The sequence below is a fragment of the Brevibacillus sp. HB1.1 genome, assembly GCF_013332445.1.
Classification (GTDB): Bacteria; Bacillota; Bacilli; order Brevibacillales; family Brevibacillaceae; genus Brevibacillus; species Brevibacillus porteri.
In genome coordinates this window covers 138,832-153,576 of the sequence record NZ_JABMIV010000005.1, presented here as the reverse complement: position 1 = coordinate 153,576, position 14,745 = coordinate 138,832, and the positions used below count along the sequence as shown (strand labels likewise).

The window sequence follows — 14,745 nt, the reverse complement described above, 5'->3', positions numbered from 1 at the left end:
CGCTTCCTATTTATAATAAAATTGATATCATCACGCTAACGAGCAGACATAAGAGCGAAACGAGATACATCAAACGAATCGTCGCGACAATATCACTTGCCTGCAATGGTCGTTTCGCATCTCCCATTTTTGCCCGATTCGATGCAACACCTTGGTAATAATTCAGTCCCCCGAGCTGCACGCCTAATGAACCAGCGACTCCGGCTTCTGGCAAACCACTGTTAGGACTCGGATGCAAGTGTGCATCTCTTCTAATCATTGCCCAGCACTGCTTCCAATCCAATCGCTGCAGCCAGCTTGCGGCAACGAGCAACAAAGCTGTCAAACGGGCGGGTATGTAGTTCAGTACATCGTCAAAGCGGGCGGATGCCCAGCCGAGATTCCTATACTTCTCGTTTTTATAACCAACCATGGAGTCGAGAGTGTTGGCGGCACGATACGCCATTGCCAACGGCGCTCCCCCAATCGCTGCGAAAATCAGCGGAGAGACGATCGCATCGACGATGTTTTCCGCCACGGTTTCTACCGCTCCCCGACATACTTCCGGTTCATCTAACCGCTCTGTATCGCGTCCGACTACCATGGACAAGGACCGTCTCGCCGCTTCCATATCCCCAGCCACGAGATGACGGGCAATCTCCATCCCGGCATCAGCCAAGCCTTTTGTTGCAATCGTCGTGGATATCAACCAGGCACCCAAGATCCAGGCAAGCACCGGATGGATGAACGTGACTCCCCACAAAAGCAGCCAAACAACAGCGTAGCTGCCGCCTACGATCACGAGCGGGAACAGGACTCCTGCCAGCTTCAAATGCGACTCCTCTTTGACGAGAGAACGAATAACCCGCTCCAATCGTGTAATCCACCAGCCCATGATGATCACTGGATGTGGCAGGCTCCGGGGGTCTCCTACAACTCGATCAATCAAGTAGGCCGCGCATAAAATCCATACTTCTGTCATGTTGTCCCTCTCTTACTCTTCAGGGGTTGTCGCATCCAGCTCTGTCCTTCCGCATCCAAGCATTCCGCTACTAGAGCCTCCCCATGCTTAATGCCATCGACCTGCCAATATCGGTCAGGATTGTTTTCGAGCCACGCGGCCTGAAACCAGCGGATCACGCCGCCATGTGTGACGATGACGACTGTATCGGATGCCTCCTCCTTGCCCACTCTCTCCAACAAGGACCGTAGCCAACCATCCACGCGCATCCCCAGCTCTTCCAGACTCTCCCCTTGTGGAGGTCGATTTCGAAAAGGATCGTCGTACCACCTCGTGGCTCGCACAGGGTCCGACTGCATCAGCTCATCGTAGGTCATCAGCTCCCACTCACCAAAAGACAGCTCTCGCAGTGCTGGTTCCGTAATAACTGATAATCCCCAAGCAGCTGCGAGCGGTTCGGCAGTCTGGATGCATCTGAGCAGATCACTGGAATAGATCACAGCAGGTTGCCCGATGAGCACAGGTAATTCCTTTGCCAACTCACTCGCGTGCAGATACCCGCGTTCATTCAAAGGAACGTCACTATGCCCCAAATATCGATGCTCACGATTGCTGTCTGTCTCCCCGTGACGTATCCAAACTAGCTTCATAACCACCAGCTCCCGACTAACACCAAGAGAACGACTGCTTCACTGCTTTCGATAACAGCCCCGTAGCAGTCTCCATTTAGTCCACCCAATTTTTTTGAAACCGAGCGTGAAAACAATAGAGCGAACAACAGTGACAGGAAAATGGCTGTGATGACCTGCAAGCCCCCAAGATACCAACCTGCGGCAAACACGATGATGTAGCTCACGATGATAGAGGAAACGGAAAGCCCAGCACTGATGCCTTTTCCGATCCCTTTATCTGCCGAAAGATACGGCCAGAGCTTAATCGACAAAAGCACATGTGTCCGCGCTGCTACTGGTGCTACGATCAAAAAGCTGCCCCATCCCGGATGTGCGAGCTCTGCGACTGCACCCGCCTTGATCAGCAACAGCATAATCGCAGCAAGAACGCCCATCGCTCCTACGCGGCTGTCCTTCATAATCGAAAGGATTTGCTCTCTCGGTCTGCTGCTGCCAAGACCGTCCGCGAGATCCATCCACCCATCCATATGAAGACCACCGGTCACGTAGACCCATGCGACCAGCGTCAAAATAGCGGCGATCCATGGACTAAACAGCACCAGTCCTGCCTGATATACACCCCATAGCAATAAACCGATGACCAAACCAACTGCGGGATACCAGTTGACGCTTTTTCTCCACGCCTCCTCTGAAGGACGAAGCCACGGAACCGGTATACGCGTAAAAAACGAGATCGCGTGTAAAAATGCATTCATCCTTTGATCCTCCACGGTATCCCCGACAAAACCGCGTAGACGGCGTCCGCTTGTCGCGCACTTCTCTGATTGACATCGCCCAGCACATCCGCGAACCATCTGCCCAAACGACTCAAGGCTACACCGCCCAATCCGACCTCGCTTGTGACGGCAATGACTTTTTGCGGGGAATTATGAACGAGGGACAGCCATGCCTCTGCCTCCTGCAGCAGGGATTGCGTGTGTGAAGGACTTCTCCATTCAGACTCATCCACACTCATCAATCGATTACTCACCCAGGTGGACAGACAATCGATTAAAACCACATCATACTGCTCACTGAATGCGTGGTAATCGGTTAATCGCTCTCCTACCTCCACACAGCCCCATTCCAGCGGACGACGTGCCTGATGCAGCTCGATTCTCTGCTTCATTTCATCATCCCAGGCCTTGCCTGTCGCCACGTACAGGACTCGACTGCCCAACTTCATCGCAAGCTCTTCCGCGTAGCGGCTTTTTCCTGAACGGACACCGCCTGTTACCAGCACCAAGCTCATCGCTGTTCACTTCCTTCCGCATGGACCTCGCGGAGCGCTGCCAGAAGTCTTTCATTTTCCTCTCGTCCACGCACTGCGATTCTCACATCATGTGCCGTCAGACCGGGATACATCGCACAGTTGCGGATCAGAACGCCTTTTTCGCCGAGCCGTGCCTGCAATTGTTCCGCTGGCAATCCTTCTGGTGAGCGCAGCAGCAAAAAGTTTGCCTCCCCCGGCCATACCTGCCAGCCCAACTCACCGCTGATGCAATCGATCAAATACGCACGTTCTGCTTTTATGAGCCTGCGCGTCTGTTCCTCATATGCCTGCTCCTGCAAGCACAGTTCTCCAGCTAAAAGGGCCAGTGCATTCACGCTCCAGCTCACTTGCTTCTGGCGCATCCGCGCAATGACATCTGGATGCGCAATCGCATAACCCAGGCGCAATCCCGGGATCGCGTACATTTTCGTCATCGAGCGCATCAAGATCACACGGGGAAAGCGCTCGAGCTGCGTCGCCAATGTATATTGCCGATCTTCCTCCACAAAATCGAGGAAAGCCTCATCCACGATGAGCCACGTGTTGGTCTTACTCGTCCATTCCGCCATTTGGCGAAGCTCATCCGGTTGATACATGATTCCCGTCGGATTGTTTGGCGACCCGACAAATACGAGATCAGACTGCGTAAAAAGAGTGTGCAGCTCTATAGGATCGGGCTTGTACCCGTTCGCTTCCTTCCCGTAGCAGCCAATGACACGGGCACCATACTGCTCGGAAAGTTGCGCGTATTCCGAAAAGCAAGGATATACCACACCAACCGTTTGCGGCGAAAGACCGAGAATGGCCAGTGCCATCGCCTCCGCTGCACCATTGGCAGGCAGCAACCATTCCTCCGGCACTTGCAGCCGCTTCGCCAGCGCACGCCGAAACACACGATGTCCAGGGTCTGGGTAATGGGCTACAGCAGCCAGCGAATCCAGCAGCATCTCACGAACGCTTGCTGGCATCCCCAGCGGATTAATATTGGCACTGTAATCCAGAAACTGCCCGGGCTCTCGACCAAAGCGCTGCGCTGCGGTCAGCAAGTCTCCGCCATGACCGTACTTCTCTATTACACCTGCGCTTGTCAAAACTCTACCCCCAGCACAGCTGGAATCCCTTCATCGTAGTAATGCTTGATTGGCTTCATCTCTGTCACCAAATCTGCGATGTCCAAAATCTCCTGCTTTGCGGCCCGTCCCGTAATCACGAGGTGAATATGACTTGGCCTATTTTGAATCGCTTCCAACACATCGGACAATGGCAACACATCATCAATCGGGAAGCGGTCAATCGCCAATGCATTATTTAGCTCATCCAAAATGACGACATCGTACGCTCCGGAAGAAAGCTTTTCGCTCGCAAACGCCCAAGCTTCTTTCAATGCCTGACGATGCTCCTCCGGTGTTTTCGTCCATGTGAAGCCGACGCCCATTTGCACAATTTCAATGCCCAATTTATCGAAAATAATCTTTTCTCCGTATGTACGCTCTGGCGACTTGATGAATTGAACCATCAGCACCTTTTTCCCGCGCCCTGTCGCCCGCACAGCCAACCCGACTGCTGCTGTCGTTTTTCCTTTGCCGTCTCCTGTGTAAACGAGGGTCAATCCTCGCTTCTTATCGTTTTTCTCCATCGTGACCACCTCAAAAAGTGACGTATTTTACTCCGCTGTTTCCTCCAAATACTTTCCGAAGCATAAAAAAAGCGCTCTGTTTCCCCCAGTACGTAAGGAAAAACAAAGCGCGGATAGCTGAAAAGCAACAATCCTCACCTCTTCCTTTGACCCGAAGGAAATCAGTGTAAACATAAAAACAGGCAGGTCTCCTGGCTCGAGGATCATCGCTCTTCTTCTCCTTCCCGCTCCCGAATGGGCAGTGGATGGCATGATGCCTTGAAGAACAGCTACTCTCTTACAGTGGCGGGACCGCGTTGGCTTTTCACCAAACTTCCCTTTTAACCTTGCTCCTGCGAATCGGTTTCGCAAAAACAAGGACCTGTTTCTCTTCCATATGTAAATGTCGTTCGTTTCGTTGACAAGCACTTGCTTTAATAATAGCAAAAGCTACCGAGGATTCAAGCAAAAGCTGCTGATTCGTCGCTGGTGACTATTAGCAGAAAATTTAAGATAATGACCGTTTACATGCCTGATGTTTTTCGTTACCCTATTGGCAAAACAATCGAAAGTGGTGTGCAGTCATGCTATTTCCTCCGATTCCAAAAATACCAGACATGGTCCTGCCCAGCCCACTGCCGATCAAGGAATGCGGCGAACCGATGATCCCCCTCTCTTCCCTTTCAGCTCAAATCACAGTCTATCCAGCCTACTACCACAAGGGCTATGCCGGAACACAGCCAGAAGCCTTTTTGCGAGAAGGGGCAGCACACAAGCTCGCCACGGCAGCCGCGCAACTGCCTGTTGGCTACAAGCTCGTCGTGTTGGACGGCTGGCGCTCATTTGAGGTACAGGCATCCTTGTATGATCGTTTCCGTGAAGCCTTGCTATTACAAGGCTGGCAGGAAGGACCCGCCCTCACGGAAGAATTGAGCAAATTCGTCGCTTATCCAACAACAGACCTCTCCAAACCGTCCCCTCACCTATCCGGCGGTGCAGTGGATCTAACTATCGCAGGGCCTGATGGCTGGCTGGAGATGGGGACCGTCTTCGATGATTTCAGTGAACTGGCTTCCACTCGCTATTATGAAGAGCTGGCACAGTCTAAGCAAAAAGACATCGAAATTCGAGACAATCGCCGACTGCTTTATCATTTGATGACGGCTGCCGGATTCGTCAACTATCCGAAAGAATGGTGGCATTTCGAATACGGAACGCGCACTTGGGGACAAAAAACGCAGAAAGAGCCGATTTATGGCGGGGTTTTGTCGATGTAACCACAAATAATCGAGCAAGGCATGAGCCCGGTCGATACCGTACTCATGCCCAGATGGCCGCCCACTCTTCAAACTCAACAAATTCCTGTACCTCTTAGGTCACTGGTATTTCAGAAGATGCTGCTGAAACCAAAAGGCTTTTGTTGTATTCAGGCGACAATACAATATTTGTATAAGTTCCGCGACCTGACACATAGTGATAGGAATGCTCGACGCCTGCTGGGATAAAAATAGCTGCTGGACTCTCAACAGTCTTCTCTTCTTCACCGAGTTGAACATGACACACCAGACCAGTGCCATCAGATGCATCTCCCCAAAAGAGGAAGGCACTGTCACAATGATGCGCATGTCTGTCTACATGTTTTTCAGGAATACCGGACAAATCGCATAATCCAAATATCCTCTGGATCACATAGAATGAGGCTCGCTCATCAACACGCGAATCCATCATAACCCAGCGTATCCCTGGACCGTCACGATGATACTGTAGCTCTGAAGCACCTTTTGGAAACGGCTTTCCTACCTGTAAGGAAACAGGCAGCTTTGGGCTTCCTAGTGGAGGACGCTTTTCTTCGAGAAGCCGTGTTCTTCCAATTGTTTCGGGAGGAAATGGCTCATACGCTTTGGAATTCCTCTTGACGGCTTGGACATGGTAAGCCGATGTATGCGTAAAAGCATTTTGCCCAGCGATAGGGCGCAGTTCGTCCGGTCTATACCCTGTCGTCATACGGATCGCTTGTACAAGCTCGGGAATTCTATCCAAAGAATAACGATGATCATTTCGAAGCTTTTGCAACGCAACAGTAAGCTGGATCAAGTCAGTAATACCAGCTCTTTCGCCGATTCCTAAAATTGTCGCATCAATGACAGAAGCGCCTGCATCAATAGCCGCCAGCGCATTCGCTTGAGCAAGACCAAGATCATTATGCAGATGAACTTCAATTTCGCATCCAAATTCCTCAATGGCACGAGTTACAATTCTTTTGCATGTATCAGGCTCCCATATCCCGACAGTATCTGCCAAACTAATGCGATCTGCGCCTGCCTGCAAAGCAACATGACCTAAGCTGGATATCTTTTCCCACTCTGTCCGTGAAGCGTCTTCAATCGTGAATCTAACCTGTAAGCCAAGCTTTTTTGCTTCGATAACAGCTTGTTGGACTTTCTCTTGTATATAGCTTTCCTGGTGATGACTGAATTTGGTTTGGATAGACAAATCATTAATGGAAGCCCAAATCCCCACCCAGTCTGCTTTGGCGCGCTTTACTGCATGTACTTCTTCAACAGTAGCTCTCGCATGCATTAATATTTGCGCTCGTCTTGCCGATTGAGCCACTTTTCGGCAGATTTCTTCATCCACGGCAGAAATTCCAGGATGGCCCACTTCTATGAGGTCTATCTGATAGCTTTCCAAGAGATGCAGGATGCGAATCTTGTCTTCGCATGTGAAGCGCACGCCTGATTGCTGCTCTCCTTCTCGCAGTGTTGCATCTAAAATTTGAAACGGCTTCATTTCCAGCACATCCTTACGGGTTTACTTCCTTTTTCAGGAATTCGTCTGTTTCACGCAAGAGTTGATCACGATTTTTTTCATACAACACCCAATGTGTTGCATCTTTGATAACCACTTCTTGTTTTGCAGATGCATGGGTCAGCTTATGGAAGAGGGACTTATCGGCAAAAAAGTCCAGATCTCCTCGAATGATCAACACTGGCGTCGTAATTTTCGCTGCATCAAAAATGGGTCTGTCTGTCCAGATGTAATACAGATCTACCAAAGGTCCCATTGGACGGCGGATGGATTGTTCAGGTTGCTTGTTGCTGTTAGGATCAGAGTTTACGAAGACCTTGGATACAGCATTCATTGCCTCACCGGAAACCAGATCACGTTTATCTAGCATCATGTGCCAATGGTGCATGGCCTTGTCAAACTGGACAACCTGGTACGCTGGTAATTGGGGATTGATTTCACCTGGCTTCCCTTTTGCTTCAAATGGAGTTGCCATCAAAGGCAAAGAAAAACCATGCATAACACCATAAAGCACGAGTTTTTCAATATCATCGGAATGTTCAGTCGCGTACATCCCCGCAACAACTCCACCCCAAGACCATCCTACGATACTGATTTTATCTACTTGTCGCGTTTTCTTTATGTGCTGGACGACAGCCTCCAGATCTTTTACCGCCTCAGTAGCACGGACGACAGGAGCATTCTTTACAGGTGGTCGATCCATCTCAACTGGTCGGGTAGAATGCCCAAACCCTCGGAAGTCCATCGCCCATGTGTCGTAACCTTGCTTTGCGTATTCTTCCATCCAGGAGTATCCCGGAACATCAAATGCTTGGGCGGTAGGTACGCTAAACGGTTCAAGAAACAATACAACCTCATTATTGGTGAACTTTTCCTTGTTTTTGGCACTCATATGCCTCACATATAAGGAGACGTCCTGATCGATGCTTGGCACTTTCAGCTCATCCGTTACGATCTCACCGGTTGATTCCACTACGGATTGAGCTTGTGTTGTACTATTTTGATTGGGGGAATCAGGAGTTGAACACCCTTGAACAAGCAGCCCTAAAGATATGACTAGCATAAGAAAATGATTTTTCATTTGATGATTGAGATTCATAGTTTGGCACTTCTTTCAAAGTAGATTTAGAGGGTGCTAGAAATTGAAGATTCTTGACAGCAACGCAATGCATCCTGCTGCAATGATTAAGCCTGCAGGCAACCCATTTGTCAGTAGCACTGCCAAAAGTGTTCCAAGTGTTACGCCTATGAAAACAACCGGTTGATCTGGCAAAATACTTAAGCCTTTTCCCCCGACATAAGAGATGATAAAACCTGCTAAAATGGCTATCGTTGCTTTCCAACTGACCATTTCCTTGCCAAGGGAGATGAAATCATATTTTCCTTTGGCAATCGGAATCAACAAGAATACCATTAGACAAAACAGACCCACATGGAAAATTGGTTTTTGGATTGCATCCATGACAGGCACTGCTTTTAGCAAAGATAATCCGAGCAGCAAGAGGGAAGCGTAGACGAGAACCAGATCCTTTGCCACTAATGACAAGAGGGCGATTACCAGTAAGATAATGGTGGTATGCAACATAGGAGTCCTTATAGTAGCGTGTTATCCCAGCTTCCCTCTGCCGGGGCTTCCACCTGTACCATTTGGACGGAAGCTAAATTGACTTTGACTAGATTGGGAGCAACGGCTGGCAATAGGTCTGGTCTCTGAATGATTAGTTTGAATGCCTCAAAGCTAGCCAATACGCCGACGATATTCGCTACCGGAGCAAGCACTGCCCATGGAGCCTCTCTCTTTACATAGGCATCTGCCCATTCAGGTAAAGCGCCTTGCGATACGGAATACTTTGCACGCTCGTCTTTGATCTGATTAATTTTTTCACGCATCTCTGGCGTGAGAGGCTGTTGATAGGAAGGGTGTCTCATGGCGACCTCATAGGGCAAGGAGTCGGGTGTCATGCACATGACTCCTCCGCGGAAAGGTGGTGTTACCGCAATCCAGATGGAGGGAATACCCATATCGGCTGCTGTTCTATGGATGATTACCCGTGCAACCAGATTATCCGTAGCATCTACAATCACATCTGTATCACCCAGCAGATCATGTGCATTTTCTTCGGTAACAAACTCCCTTGTTACCTTTACTTCCAGCTCTGGATTGATATCGTGAAGTATTTCCTTCGCTACTTCCGCCTTGGGAGAGTTGATTTTGCTGACAAAGCTGAGCATTTGGCGGTTGAGATTACTTTCCTCAAACGAGTCTTGATCGATGACATGTAGCTTCCCTACACCCATCCGGGCGAGTTGAATCAATGTGATTCCTCCCACGCCGCCTGCACCTACCACCGTTACTCTAGCATTTCGCAGTTTGGCTTGCTCCTCACTCGTAATGATTCCGAAATTGCGGGTAAAACTGTTGTTATATAATTCGTTATTTTCTATCAATGACATACAATCATCTCCTTCGTTCTTTCAAAATCGTTATAGTGTTGCATAGTTCCACGTTCCATCAGGGGGAGTTGTCACTTTTACCGGTGTGTCCGTATCTAGATTAATGAGAACTCCTTTGGGTGCACGTGCCAACGGTTCTCTGCCCGTCAAGATTTGCACAGCTTCATGAAAGCTGAAAAGCGCTATGAGATGGGCACGAACTGGTGTAATAATCCAGCCAGCCTTTCCCTCACAAAAATCCTCTGCCCATTCCTTTGGAGCTCCTTCTTTGACAGAGTGCCAAGCCCTGGCTTTTTTTATGTCAGCAATCTCTTGGCGTAACGCCTCATTGGTCAACTTTTCCCCTGCTCCTGGAATGTTCAATGCTGTTTCGTACGAGATGCCGTCTGGAAAAAAGGAAGAGACAAACCCGCGGGTTGGGGGGCTCCCTGACATGCCCACGCTTGGTATGCCCAGCTCACGAGCGGTCCGGTGGATGATGACGCGGGAGGGTATATCGTCCACTGCTTCAATCACCAGATCGTGCCCTTTCATCAGTTCAAGCACATTGTCTTCATCAACATTTGCTTGGACGCATCGAACAGATATGTATGGGTTGATGGACTGAAGAGCTTCTTCAGCCGTCGCCGCTTTTGATTTACCCAATGAATGTACCGTTGCCAGCATTTGACGATTGATGTTAGAAACTTCGAATTCATCAGGGTCTACTCCAGTGACCTGCCCGATCCCCATGCGGGCGCAAAGAATCGCTTCCATCCCCCCAACCCCGCCGAGTCCAAATATGATGACCCTTCCTTCCTTTAAGCGGTTTTGTTCCTCAGTGGTATACACGCCAATATTTTTCTTGACCATTTCCCAATAAAACGAATCCATTTCCAATTCTTCTTCCTCCTCTTTCCAATTTCAATTGACCAATTACATTTGCCATTATAGAGTTCCAGTTACTAGCAAAAAAATAGCTCGTTCTGACTATTAATTGGGTTTTATTTGAAATTTTCATGAACAAAAGAGAAATATTTTTAGCTAGAATAGACAAAATGAAAAGGCTTGAGTCCGGTACAATACCGAACCCAAGCCTTACACTCCCCTAATCTTACTGTAAGAAATCCGCCATAATGATCTCCGTATCAAAGGGCGTAATTCCCTCCTCCAAGGAAAATACTGTATCTGCCTCTTCCGCTTGATCAGTCAGCTTCCCCCTCGCCTGCGCATGAAGCATGAACAACTCATGCAGGGTAGGCTTCACCAACGAGGTGAGCGCTCTTCCCATCAGCTCCACCCCTCCCGCATTGGACTCCACATTGTTGGCAAACCGCGGATCGGAATTCAGGGCGATATCCGTCCAAATCACTTTTCTCTCCACGAGATCCAGAATAACCGGGATACAAATCCGCGTGTTTGCGGCGAGATCAACCTTGTCCTGTACCGTCTGTGGCTCGAAAATCTCCCCTGTCTGTGGCGCCGAACGAATCATCCAGCCTGCGAAGCATTCGGGCAAATCGCAATAAGGCTGACTCGTAAACGAATACAGGTTCATGACGACATATCGACCGCCATAGCGGATGACAGAATCAATGTCGATGTCGATGAATTCGCACGCGCCATTGGGAGCCTCCACAATATCCCCGCTATGGCACGCTTGATACTTGTCGGAACGCAGATTGGTATAGGAAATATGCTCCATGTATTTCCAGTTATCGTTATAAAGCACGGCAGACAAATCGATATCGACTCTGCCTGTAGGGACATCGTTGACGATCCCTTCCCTCCACCACAGGAAAAAGCGAATGGTCCCTCCATCCGGGATCGATAACCGGGAGCCGCGTGCAATCGTGCGTAGTGCTTTGCTGGCGGATCGCATCGAAAACGGAACGAGATGCTCCTGTAGCCGCGGGTCGATATAGATGTTACCCAGCGACGGCAATTGGGCAAAACGGTTCAACAACGATGTCCGGCAAATATCCGCTGCCTTCTGTCTAATGTCCTCTTGCAGTCCTGGCACTCGGTTTTCAATTGCCTGTACTTTCGCCACTTGCCCTTTCGGAAAAAAGGTCCGCCATTCCCCGTAGCTATCCCGTTTGTCGAAGTGATTCATGACTTGCAAAAGAACTGGAGTCGATACACCGTGCGCAATTTTCTCGAAGGCAGAAAGGACTGAACTCCCCTGCTCCGTCAAACGCAACAAATGATCCAGACGACGGGCAAATTCCCCTGGACGCTGTTCGAGCAGCTTTATCGCCATATTCACATCCGCACGTACCAACGCCTGCTCTACTTGGCTATTGAACGTCTCGACCTTGTGATTGTTGCGCAAAATATCGAATGCTTCTGCCGCTTTTGGATAGCGATCCTTATATTCAAACGGATGCAAGATTTCCCCGAGACGAATCCATCTGTTTTTGTATCGATTCATGTCTTCTACGATATTCGAGCTGGCTTCCAGCAGGCCGAGGAGCAGTCTTCTTTCGCCGCGCTTAAACTTGCGAAACTTCGCAGGCTCCGCCAAGCTCACATCCCCGTCAGACAGCGCCACTGCCAGACGTAGTACATCTGTCGCTGTCTTGCAATAGTGGGCAAAAAAAGTAGCAGGAAGCTTGTCATATTTGAGCAACAGGCTAGCAGCAATCGCCACGTTTTCCTTTTGGGGAATCTCGGCTGGGAGAGCTTCTGCCATTCCTTCATAGGCCTGAATCAAGCCCTCCAAGTCTTCCCTGTCAGTAGCAGAGAGCGAGCTATTGGAGCGGAGCAAGTTCATTCCTATCTGTAGCAGCTCTTCGTCTGTGCCCAGATGTATCAACTTCAGGCGAGATTCTCGCAGCAAAGGCAAACGTTTTTTCACTTCGTGCACAGGAAGGTCCAACGTCAAATAGTGAATGATCGCATTTACAAACAGCTCACCCTCGCCGGCCTCCATGACTTGCTTAGGAAAATTCGGATACATCGGCTTGTACTGTCGGGATGCCCCGATCTTTACCTTGAGCACAGCTACCACGTCCGAATAGAGCGCAAAAAACTCTCCTTCCGACAGCGTCCGGATTCTTTCTAGCAATTCCAGTGAAAAGGTATAGCCCAAGCTCTCAATATTACGTAAAGCCGCAGCTAAATAAGAGGTAGGCAGTTCATGTTGCTGCCCCTGATGTACGATGATTTTATTTTTCCGGCGAAGGTAGATTTGATTTTTCATTGGCATCACGAAAAAATCAGGAAAGCAGTACCCCTAATGGTGAACCAAACCTTTAGCTCAGAAGGAAGGTGTACAATAGCCTGATTTTTTATTCCTTTTTGTAATTTTTCACCATCTTACTTCAATTTTGCCAGATGGTAAAGCTTTCCGGGAGGAACGAGAAATAAATCCGTCCCCGGACCTAATTCGATTTCAATCCGCTGCCCGTTATTCCCTATTCTTCATCCCTGTAAAGTGAATACCAGAGTACCAAAACTTTACAGGAGGGAGAACTCGATTCATGAATCAATCTGTTATGAAAAATCATACAGCCCCCCCTTTCTTTCAAGGAGAGAAATGGTTAGTGTATACCGGCTTGCTTGGCTTCTTACTGGCTGCCATATGCGCACTCTGGGTCATGCTTTACGGAGGACCCGTCGCTCCTAATGGCGATGTCTCGAAAGCGTTTTCCTTTAATGCCGCACTCGGAATATTTTTATTATCGACAGCTGCCATCATTCCGTTATCTGCCCTGGGCACGCGTAGTAGAGCTTTCTTTCGCTGGTCTTATATCCTGCTTGCTTTCTATTCGTACGGAGCGGAAACCGTACAAAACTTCCGCGGCGTAGACCCGAGGTTCGTCAAAAATGGCACATCCTTTGACGTCACTGTCGGTTCCATTTTTACTTTTGTGGCTCTTCTCTTGGTCCTCTTTTATGTATTCATTGCCATTCAGTTTTTCCGCAGAAAAGCTTATTCCCTACACCCAGAGCTGGCAGTTGGCATCCGCTATGCAATGATTGCGGTTATGCTATCGTTTGCGGCAGGTCTCTGGATTTCATTCAATGATGGTCGAGTGGTCGGGCAACAAGGGAATATCATTTGGCTCCATGGTATTGGCTTTCATGCTCTGCAAGCAGTACCTTTTGTCGCTTGGTTAGCTGAACGTAAAAAGCATGTGTCCACTGCTCGTACTGGCTTCATCCATCTCGCAGGTATCGCCTACTTGCTCGGTTTAGGTGCAATCGGCTGGCAAACCTATCTCGGTCGTGCTGTTTTGGAAATATCCGTATTTCCGATTCTCGCCGCCTGTTGTTTCTTGGTTGCCTTCTTTCCAATCGTTTTCTTCCTTCAACAAAAGAACAATGCAAAAAACCTCCACCATACTTCTGATATTCAGAACTAATTGATTGTCTCGATCTTTCGTGATACTTTGATACCAGTACCCGACATACGGTATCAGAAACGAGGAGATCGATCTATGACAGCGCGTATTGGACTTCCTGCACCTGATTTTACGATGGACACCGTAACGTTTGACAACGGATTTCCCCTGCCAAAGAGCTTGGTAGATTATCGTGGAAAATGGCTTCTTTTGTTCTTTTACCCTTTTGACTTTTCGAAAGTATGCCCGACGGAAATCCTCAGCCTCAACCGCCGGATCAAGGAGTTCGCGGATTTAAATGTCGAGGTGCTTGGCATTAGCGGCGACAGCATACATACACACAAAGCATGGATGAGATCGAGTGAAGGCATCGGGCCGCTCTCCTTCCCGCTCGCTTCTGATTACAGCAAAGAAGCGACCATTGCATACGGTGTGCTGGACGAAGCAACCAAAGCTCCGCTGCGCGGCAGTTTCATCATCGATCCAGAAGGTATCCTGCAATACGCAGTCATCTCCAACTCCAAGGTTGGCAGAAGCGTAGATGAGACGCTCCGTGTGATCGAAGCTCTGCAATCAGGCGGATTGTGCCCAATGGACTGGAAGCCTGGGCAAAACACGATATCCTAATCGATAGACATAAATAAAGGCCGCATGAT

General features: G+C 49.1%; 15 protein-coding genes and 1 riboswitch. Of the genes, 3 read left to right on the top strand and 12 right to left on the bottom strand.

The genetic code is table 11. The features are described 5' to 3' along the window. Positions 1 to 10 precede the first annotated feature (10 nt). The 6 genes from cbiB to cobO are packed head-to-tail and all read right to left on the bottom strand — an operon-like array spanning position 11 to position 4,520. Positions 11 to 961: an adenosylcobinamide-phosphate synthase CbiB gene (gene cbiB / locus HPY27_RS15475; RefSeq protein WP_174225380.1), complete on the bottom strand. Its 951-nt coding sequence runs from the start codon at positions 959 to 961 to the stop codon at positions 11 to 13. After that, positions 958 to 1,590: a histidine phosphatase family protein gene (locus HPY27_RS15470; RefSeq protein WP_174225379.1), complete on the bottom strand. Its 633-nt coding sequence runs from the start codon at positions 1,588 to 1,590 to the stop codon at positions 958 to 960. The genes cbiB and HPY27_RS15470 overlap by 4 nt, the downstream gene beginning before the upstream one ends. Next, positions 1,587 to 2,327 (bottom strand): adenosylcobinamide-GDP ribazoletransferase, encoded by a 741-nt coding sequence (cobS, locus tag HPY27_RS15465; RefSeq protein ID WP_017247394.1) that lies wholly within the window; start codon positions 2,325 to 2,327, stop codon positions 1,587 to 1,589. The genes HPY27_RS15470 and cobS overlap by 4 nt, the downstream gene beginning before the upstream one ends. Continuing rightward, positions 2,324 to 2,863 (bottom strand): bifunctional adenosylcobinamide kinase/adenosylcobinamide-phosphate guanylyltransferase, encoded by a 540-nt coding sequence (cobU, locus tag HPY27_RS15460; protein ID WP_174225378.1) that lies wholly within the window; start codon positions 2,861 to 2,863, stop codon positions 2,324 to 2,326. The genes cobS and cobU overlap by 4 nt, the downstream gene beginning before the upstream one ends. After that, positions 2,860 to 3,975 carry a threonine-phosphate decarboxylase CobD gene (gene cobD, locus HPY27_RS15455; RefSeq protein ID WP_174225377.1) on the bottom strand — a complete coding sequence of 372 codons (1,116 nt, stop codon included), beginning with the start codon at positions 3,973 to 3,975 and terminating at the stop codon, positions 2,860 to 2,862. The genes cobU and cobD overlap by 4 nt, the downstream gene beginning before the upstream one ends. Next, positions 3,972 to 4,520: a cob(I)yrinic acid a,c-diamide adenosyltransferase gene (gene cobO, locus HPY27_RS15450; RefSeq protein WP_017247397.1), complete on the bottom strand. Its 549-nt coding sequence runs from the start codon at positions 4,518 to 4,520 to the stop codon at positions 3,972 to 3,974. The genes cobD and cobO overlap by 4 nt, the downstream gene beginning before the upstream one ends. A 164-nt stretch (positions 4,521 to 4,684) precedes the next feature. Next, positions 4,685 to 4,900: riboswitch (cobalamin riboswitch) on the bottom strand. A 183-nt stretch (positions 4,901 to 5,083) separates the two neighbouring features. Between cobO and HPY27_RS15445 the strand changes: the two genes are divergently transcribed. Continuing rightward, the gene (locus tag HPY27_RS15445) at positions 5,084 to 5,776 is read left to right on the top strand and encodes a M15 family metallopeptidase (RefSeq protein ID WP_173623178.1); all 693 of its coding nucleotides are present in this window, start codon (positions 5,084 to 5,086) and stop codon (positions 5,774 to 5,776) included. 94 nt (positions 5,777 to 5,870) lie between these two features. Here the strand turns inward: HPY27_RS15445 and HPY27_RS15440 are convergent, their stop codons facing one another. The 6 genes from HPY27_RS15440 to HPY27_RS15415 all read right to left on the bottom strand — a co-directional run bounded on the left by HPY27_RS15440 (position 5,871) and on the right by HPY27_RS15415 (position 12,945). Beyond that, positions 5,871 to 7,289, bottom strand: a complete 1,419-nt coding sequence (locus HPY27_RS15440) for a LeuA family protein (RefSeq protein WP_174225376.1) — start codon at positions 7,287 to 7,289, stop codon at positions 5,871 to 5,873. A 13-nt stretch (positions 7,290 to 7,302) separates the two neighbouring features. Beyond that, a complete protein-coding gene (locus HPY27_RS15435; RefSeq protein WP_174225375.1) occupies positions 7,303 to 8,406 on the bottom strand; it encodes an alpha/beta hydrolase in 1,104 nt (367 codons plus the stop codon). A gap of 36 nt (positions 8,407 to 8,442) precedes the next feature. Then, entirely contained in the window at positions 8,443 to 8,892 is a 450-nt protein-coding gene (locus HPY27_RS15430) for a DUF441 domain-containing protein (protein ID WP_017247402.1), read from the bottom strand. Between the two features lie 8 nt (positions 8,893 to 8,900). Next, positions 8,901 to 9,761 carry a HesA/MoeB/ThiF family protein gene (locus HPY27_RS15425; RefSeq protein WP_173623181.1) on the bottom strand — a complete coding sequence of 287 codons (861 nt, stop codon included), beginning with the start codon at positions 9,759 to 9,761 and terminating at the stop codon, positions 8,901 to 8,903. 30 nt (positions 9,762 to 9,791) lie between these two features. Further along, the gene (locus HPY27_RS15420; protein ID WP_174225374.1) at positions 9,792 to 10,640 is read right to left on the bottom strand and encodes a HesA/MoeB/ThiF family protein; all 849 of its coding nucleotides are present in this window, start codon (positions 10,638 to 10,640) and stop codon (positions 9,792 to 9,794) included. A gap of 214 nt (positions 10,641 to 10,854) precedes the next feature. After that, complete coding sequence (locus HPY27_RS15415) at positions 10,855 to 12,945, bottom strand: TerD family protein (protein ID WP_174225373.1); 2,091 nt, start codon at positions 12,943 to 12,945, stop codon at positions 10,855 to 10,857. Between the two features lie 280 nt (positions 12,946 to 13,225). On the opposite strand from HPY27_RS15415, the gene HPY27_RS15410 reads away from it, so the two are divergent. Then, positions 13,226 to 14,110 carry a hypothetical protein gene (locus tag HPY27_RS15410; protein ID WP_174225372.1) on the top strand — a complete coding sequence of 295 codons (885 nt, stop codon included), beginning with the start codon at positions 13,226 to 13,228 and terminating at the stop codon, positions 14,108 to 14,110. 75 nt (positions 14,111 to 14,185) lie between these two features. Next, positions 14,186 to 14,716, top strand: a complete 531-nt coding sequence (locus HPY27_RS15405; protein WP_017247407.1) for a peroxiredoxin — start codon at positions 14,186 to 14,188, stop codon at positions 14,714 to 14,716. The last annotated feature ends 29 nt before the right edge of the window (positions 14,717 to 14,745 follow it).

Coding starts and splice junctions, on each gene's coding strand:
- cbiB (WP_174225380.1), bottom strand. CDS start 961: ATGACAGAAGTATGGATTTTATGCGCGGCCTACTTGATTGATCGAGTT.
- HPY27_RS15470 (WP_174225379.1), bottom strand. CDS start 1,590: ATGAAGCTAGTTTGGATACGTCACGGGGAGACAGACAGCAATCGTGAG.
- cobS (WP_017247394.1), bottom strand. CDS start 2,327: ATGAATGCATTTTTACACGCGATCTCGTTTTTTACGCGTATACCGGTT.
- cobU (WP_174225378.1), bottom strand. CDS start 2,863: ATGAGCTTGGTGCTGGTAACAGGCGGTGTCCGTTCAGGAAAAAGCCGC.
- cobO (WP_017247397.1), bottom strand. CDS start 4,520: ATGGAGAAAAACGATAAGAAGCGAGGATTGACCCTCGTTTACACAGGA.
- HPY27_RS15445 (WP_173623178.1), top strand. CDS start 5,084: ATGCTATTTCCTCCGATTCCAAAAATACCAGACATGGTCCTGCCCAGC.
- HPY27_RS15440 (WP_174225376.1), bottom strand. CDS start 7,289: ATGAAGCCGTTTCAAATTTTAGATGCAACACTGCGAGAAGGAGAGCAG.
- HPY27_RS15435 (WP_174225375.1), bottom strand. CDS start 8,406: ATGAATCTCAATCATCAAATGAAAAATCATTTTCTTATGCTAGTCATA.
- HPY27_RS15430 (WP_017247402.1), bottom strand. CDS start 8,892: ATGTTGCATACCACCATTATCTTACTGGTAATCGCCCTCTTGTCATTA.
- HPY27_RS15425 (WP_173623181.1), bottom strand. CDS start 9,761: ATGTCATTGATAGAAAATAACGAATTATATAACAACAGTTTTACCCGC.
- HPY27_RS15415 (WP_174225373.1), bottom strand. CDS start 12,945: ATGAAAAATCAAATCTACCTTCGCCGGAAAAATAAAATCATCGTACAT.
- HPY27_RS15410 (WP_174225372.1), top strand. CDS start 13,226: ATGAATCAATCTGTTATGAAAAATCATACAGCCCCCCCTTTCTTTCAA.
- HPY27_RS15405 (WP_017247407.1), top strand. CDS start 14,186: ATGACAGCGCGTATTGGACTTCCTGCACCTGATTTTACGATGGACACC.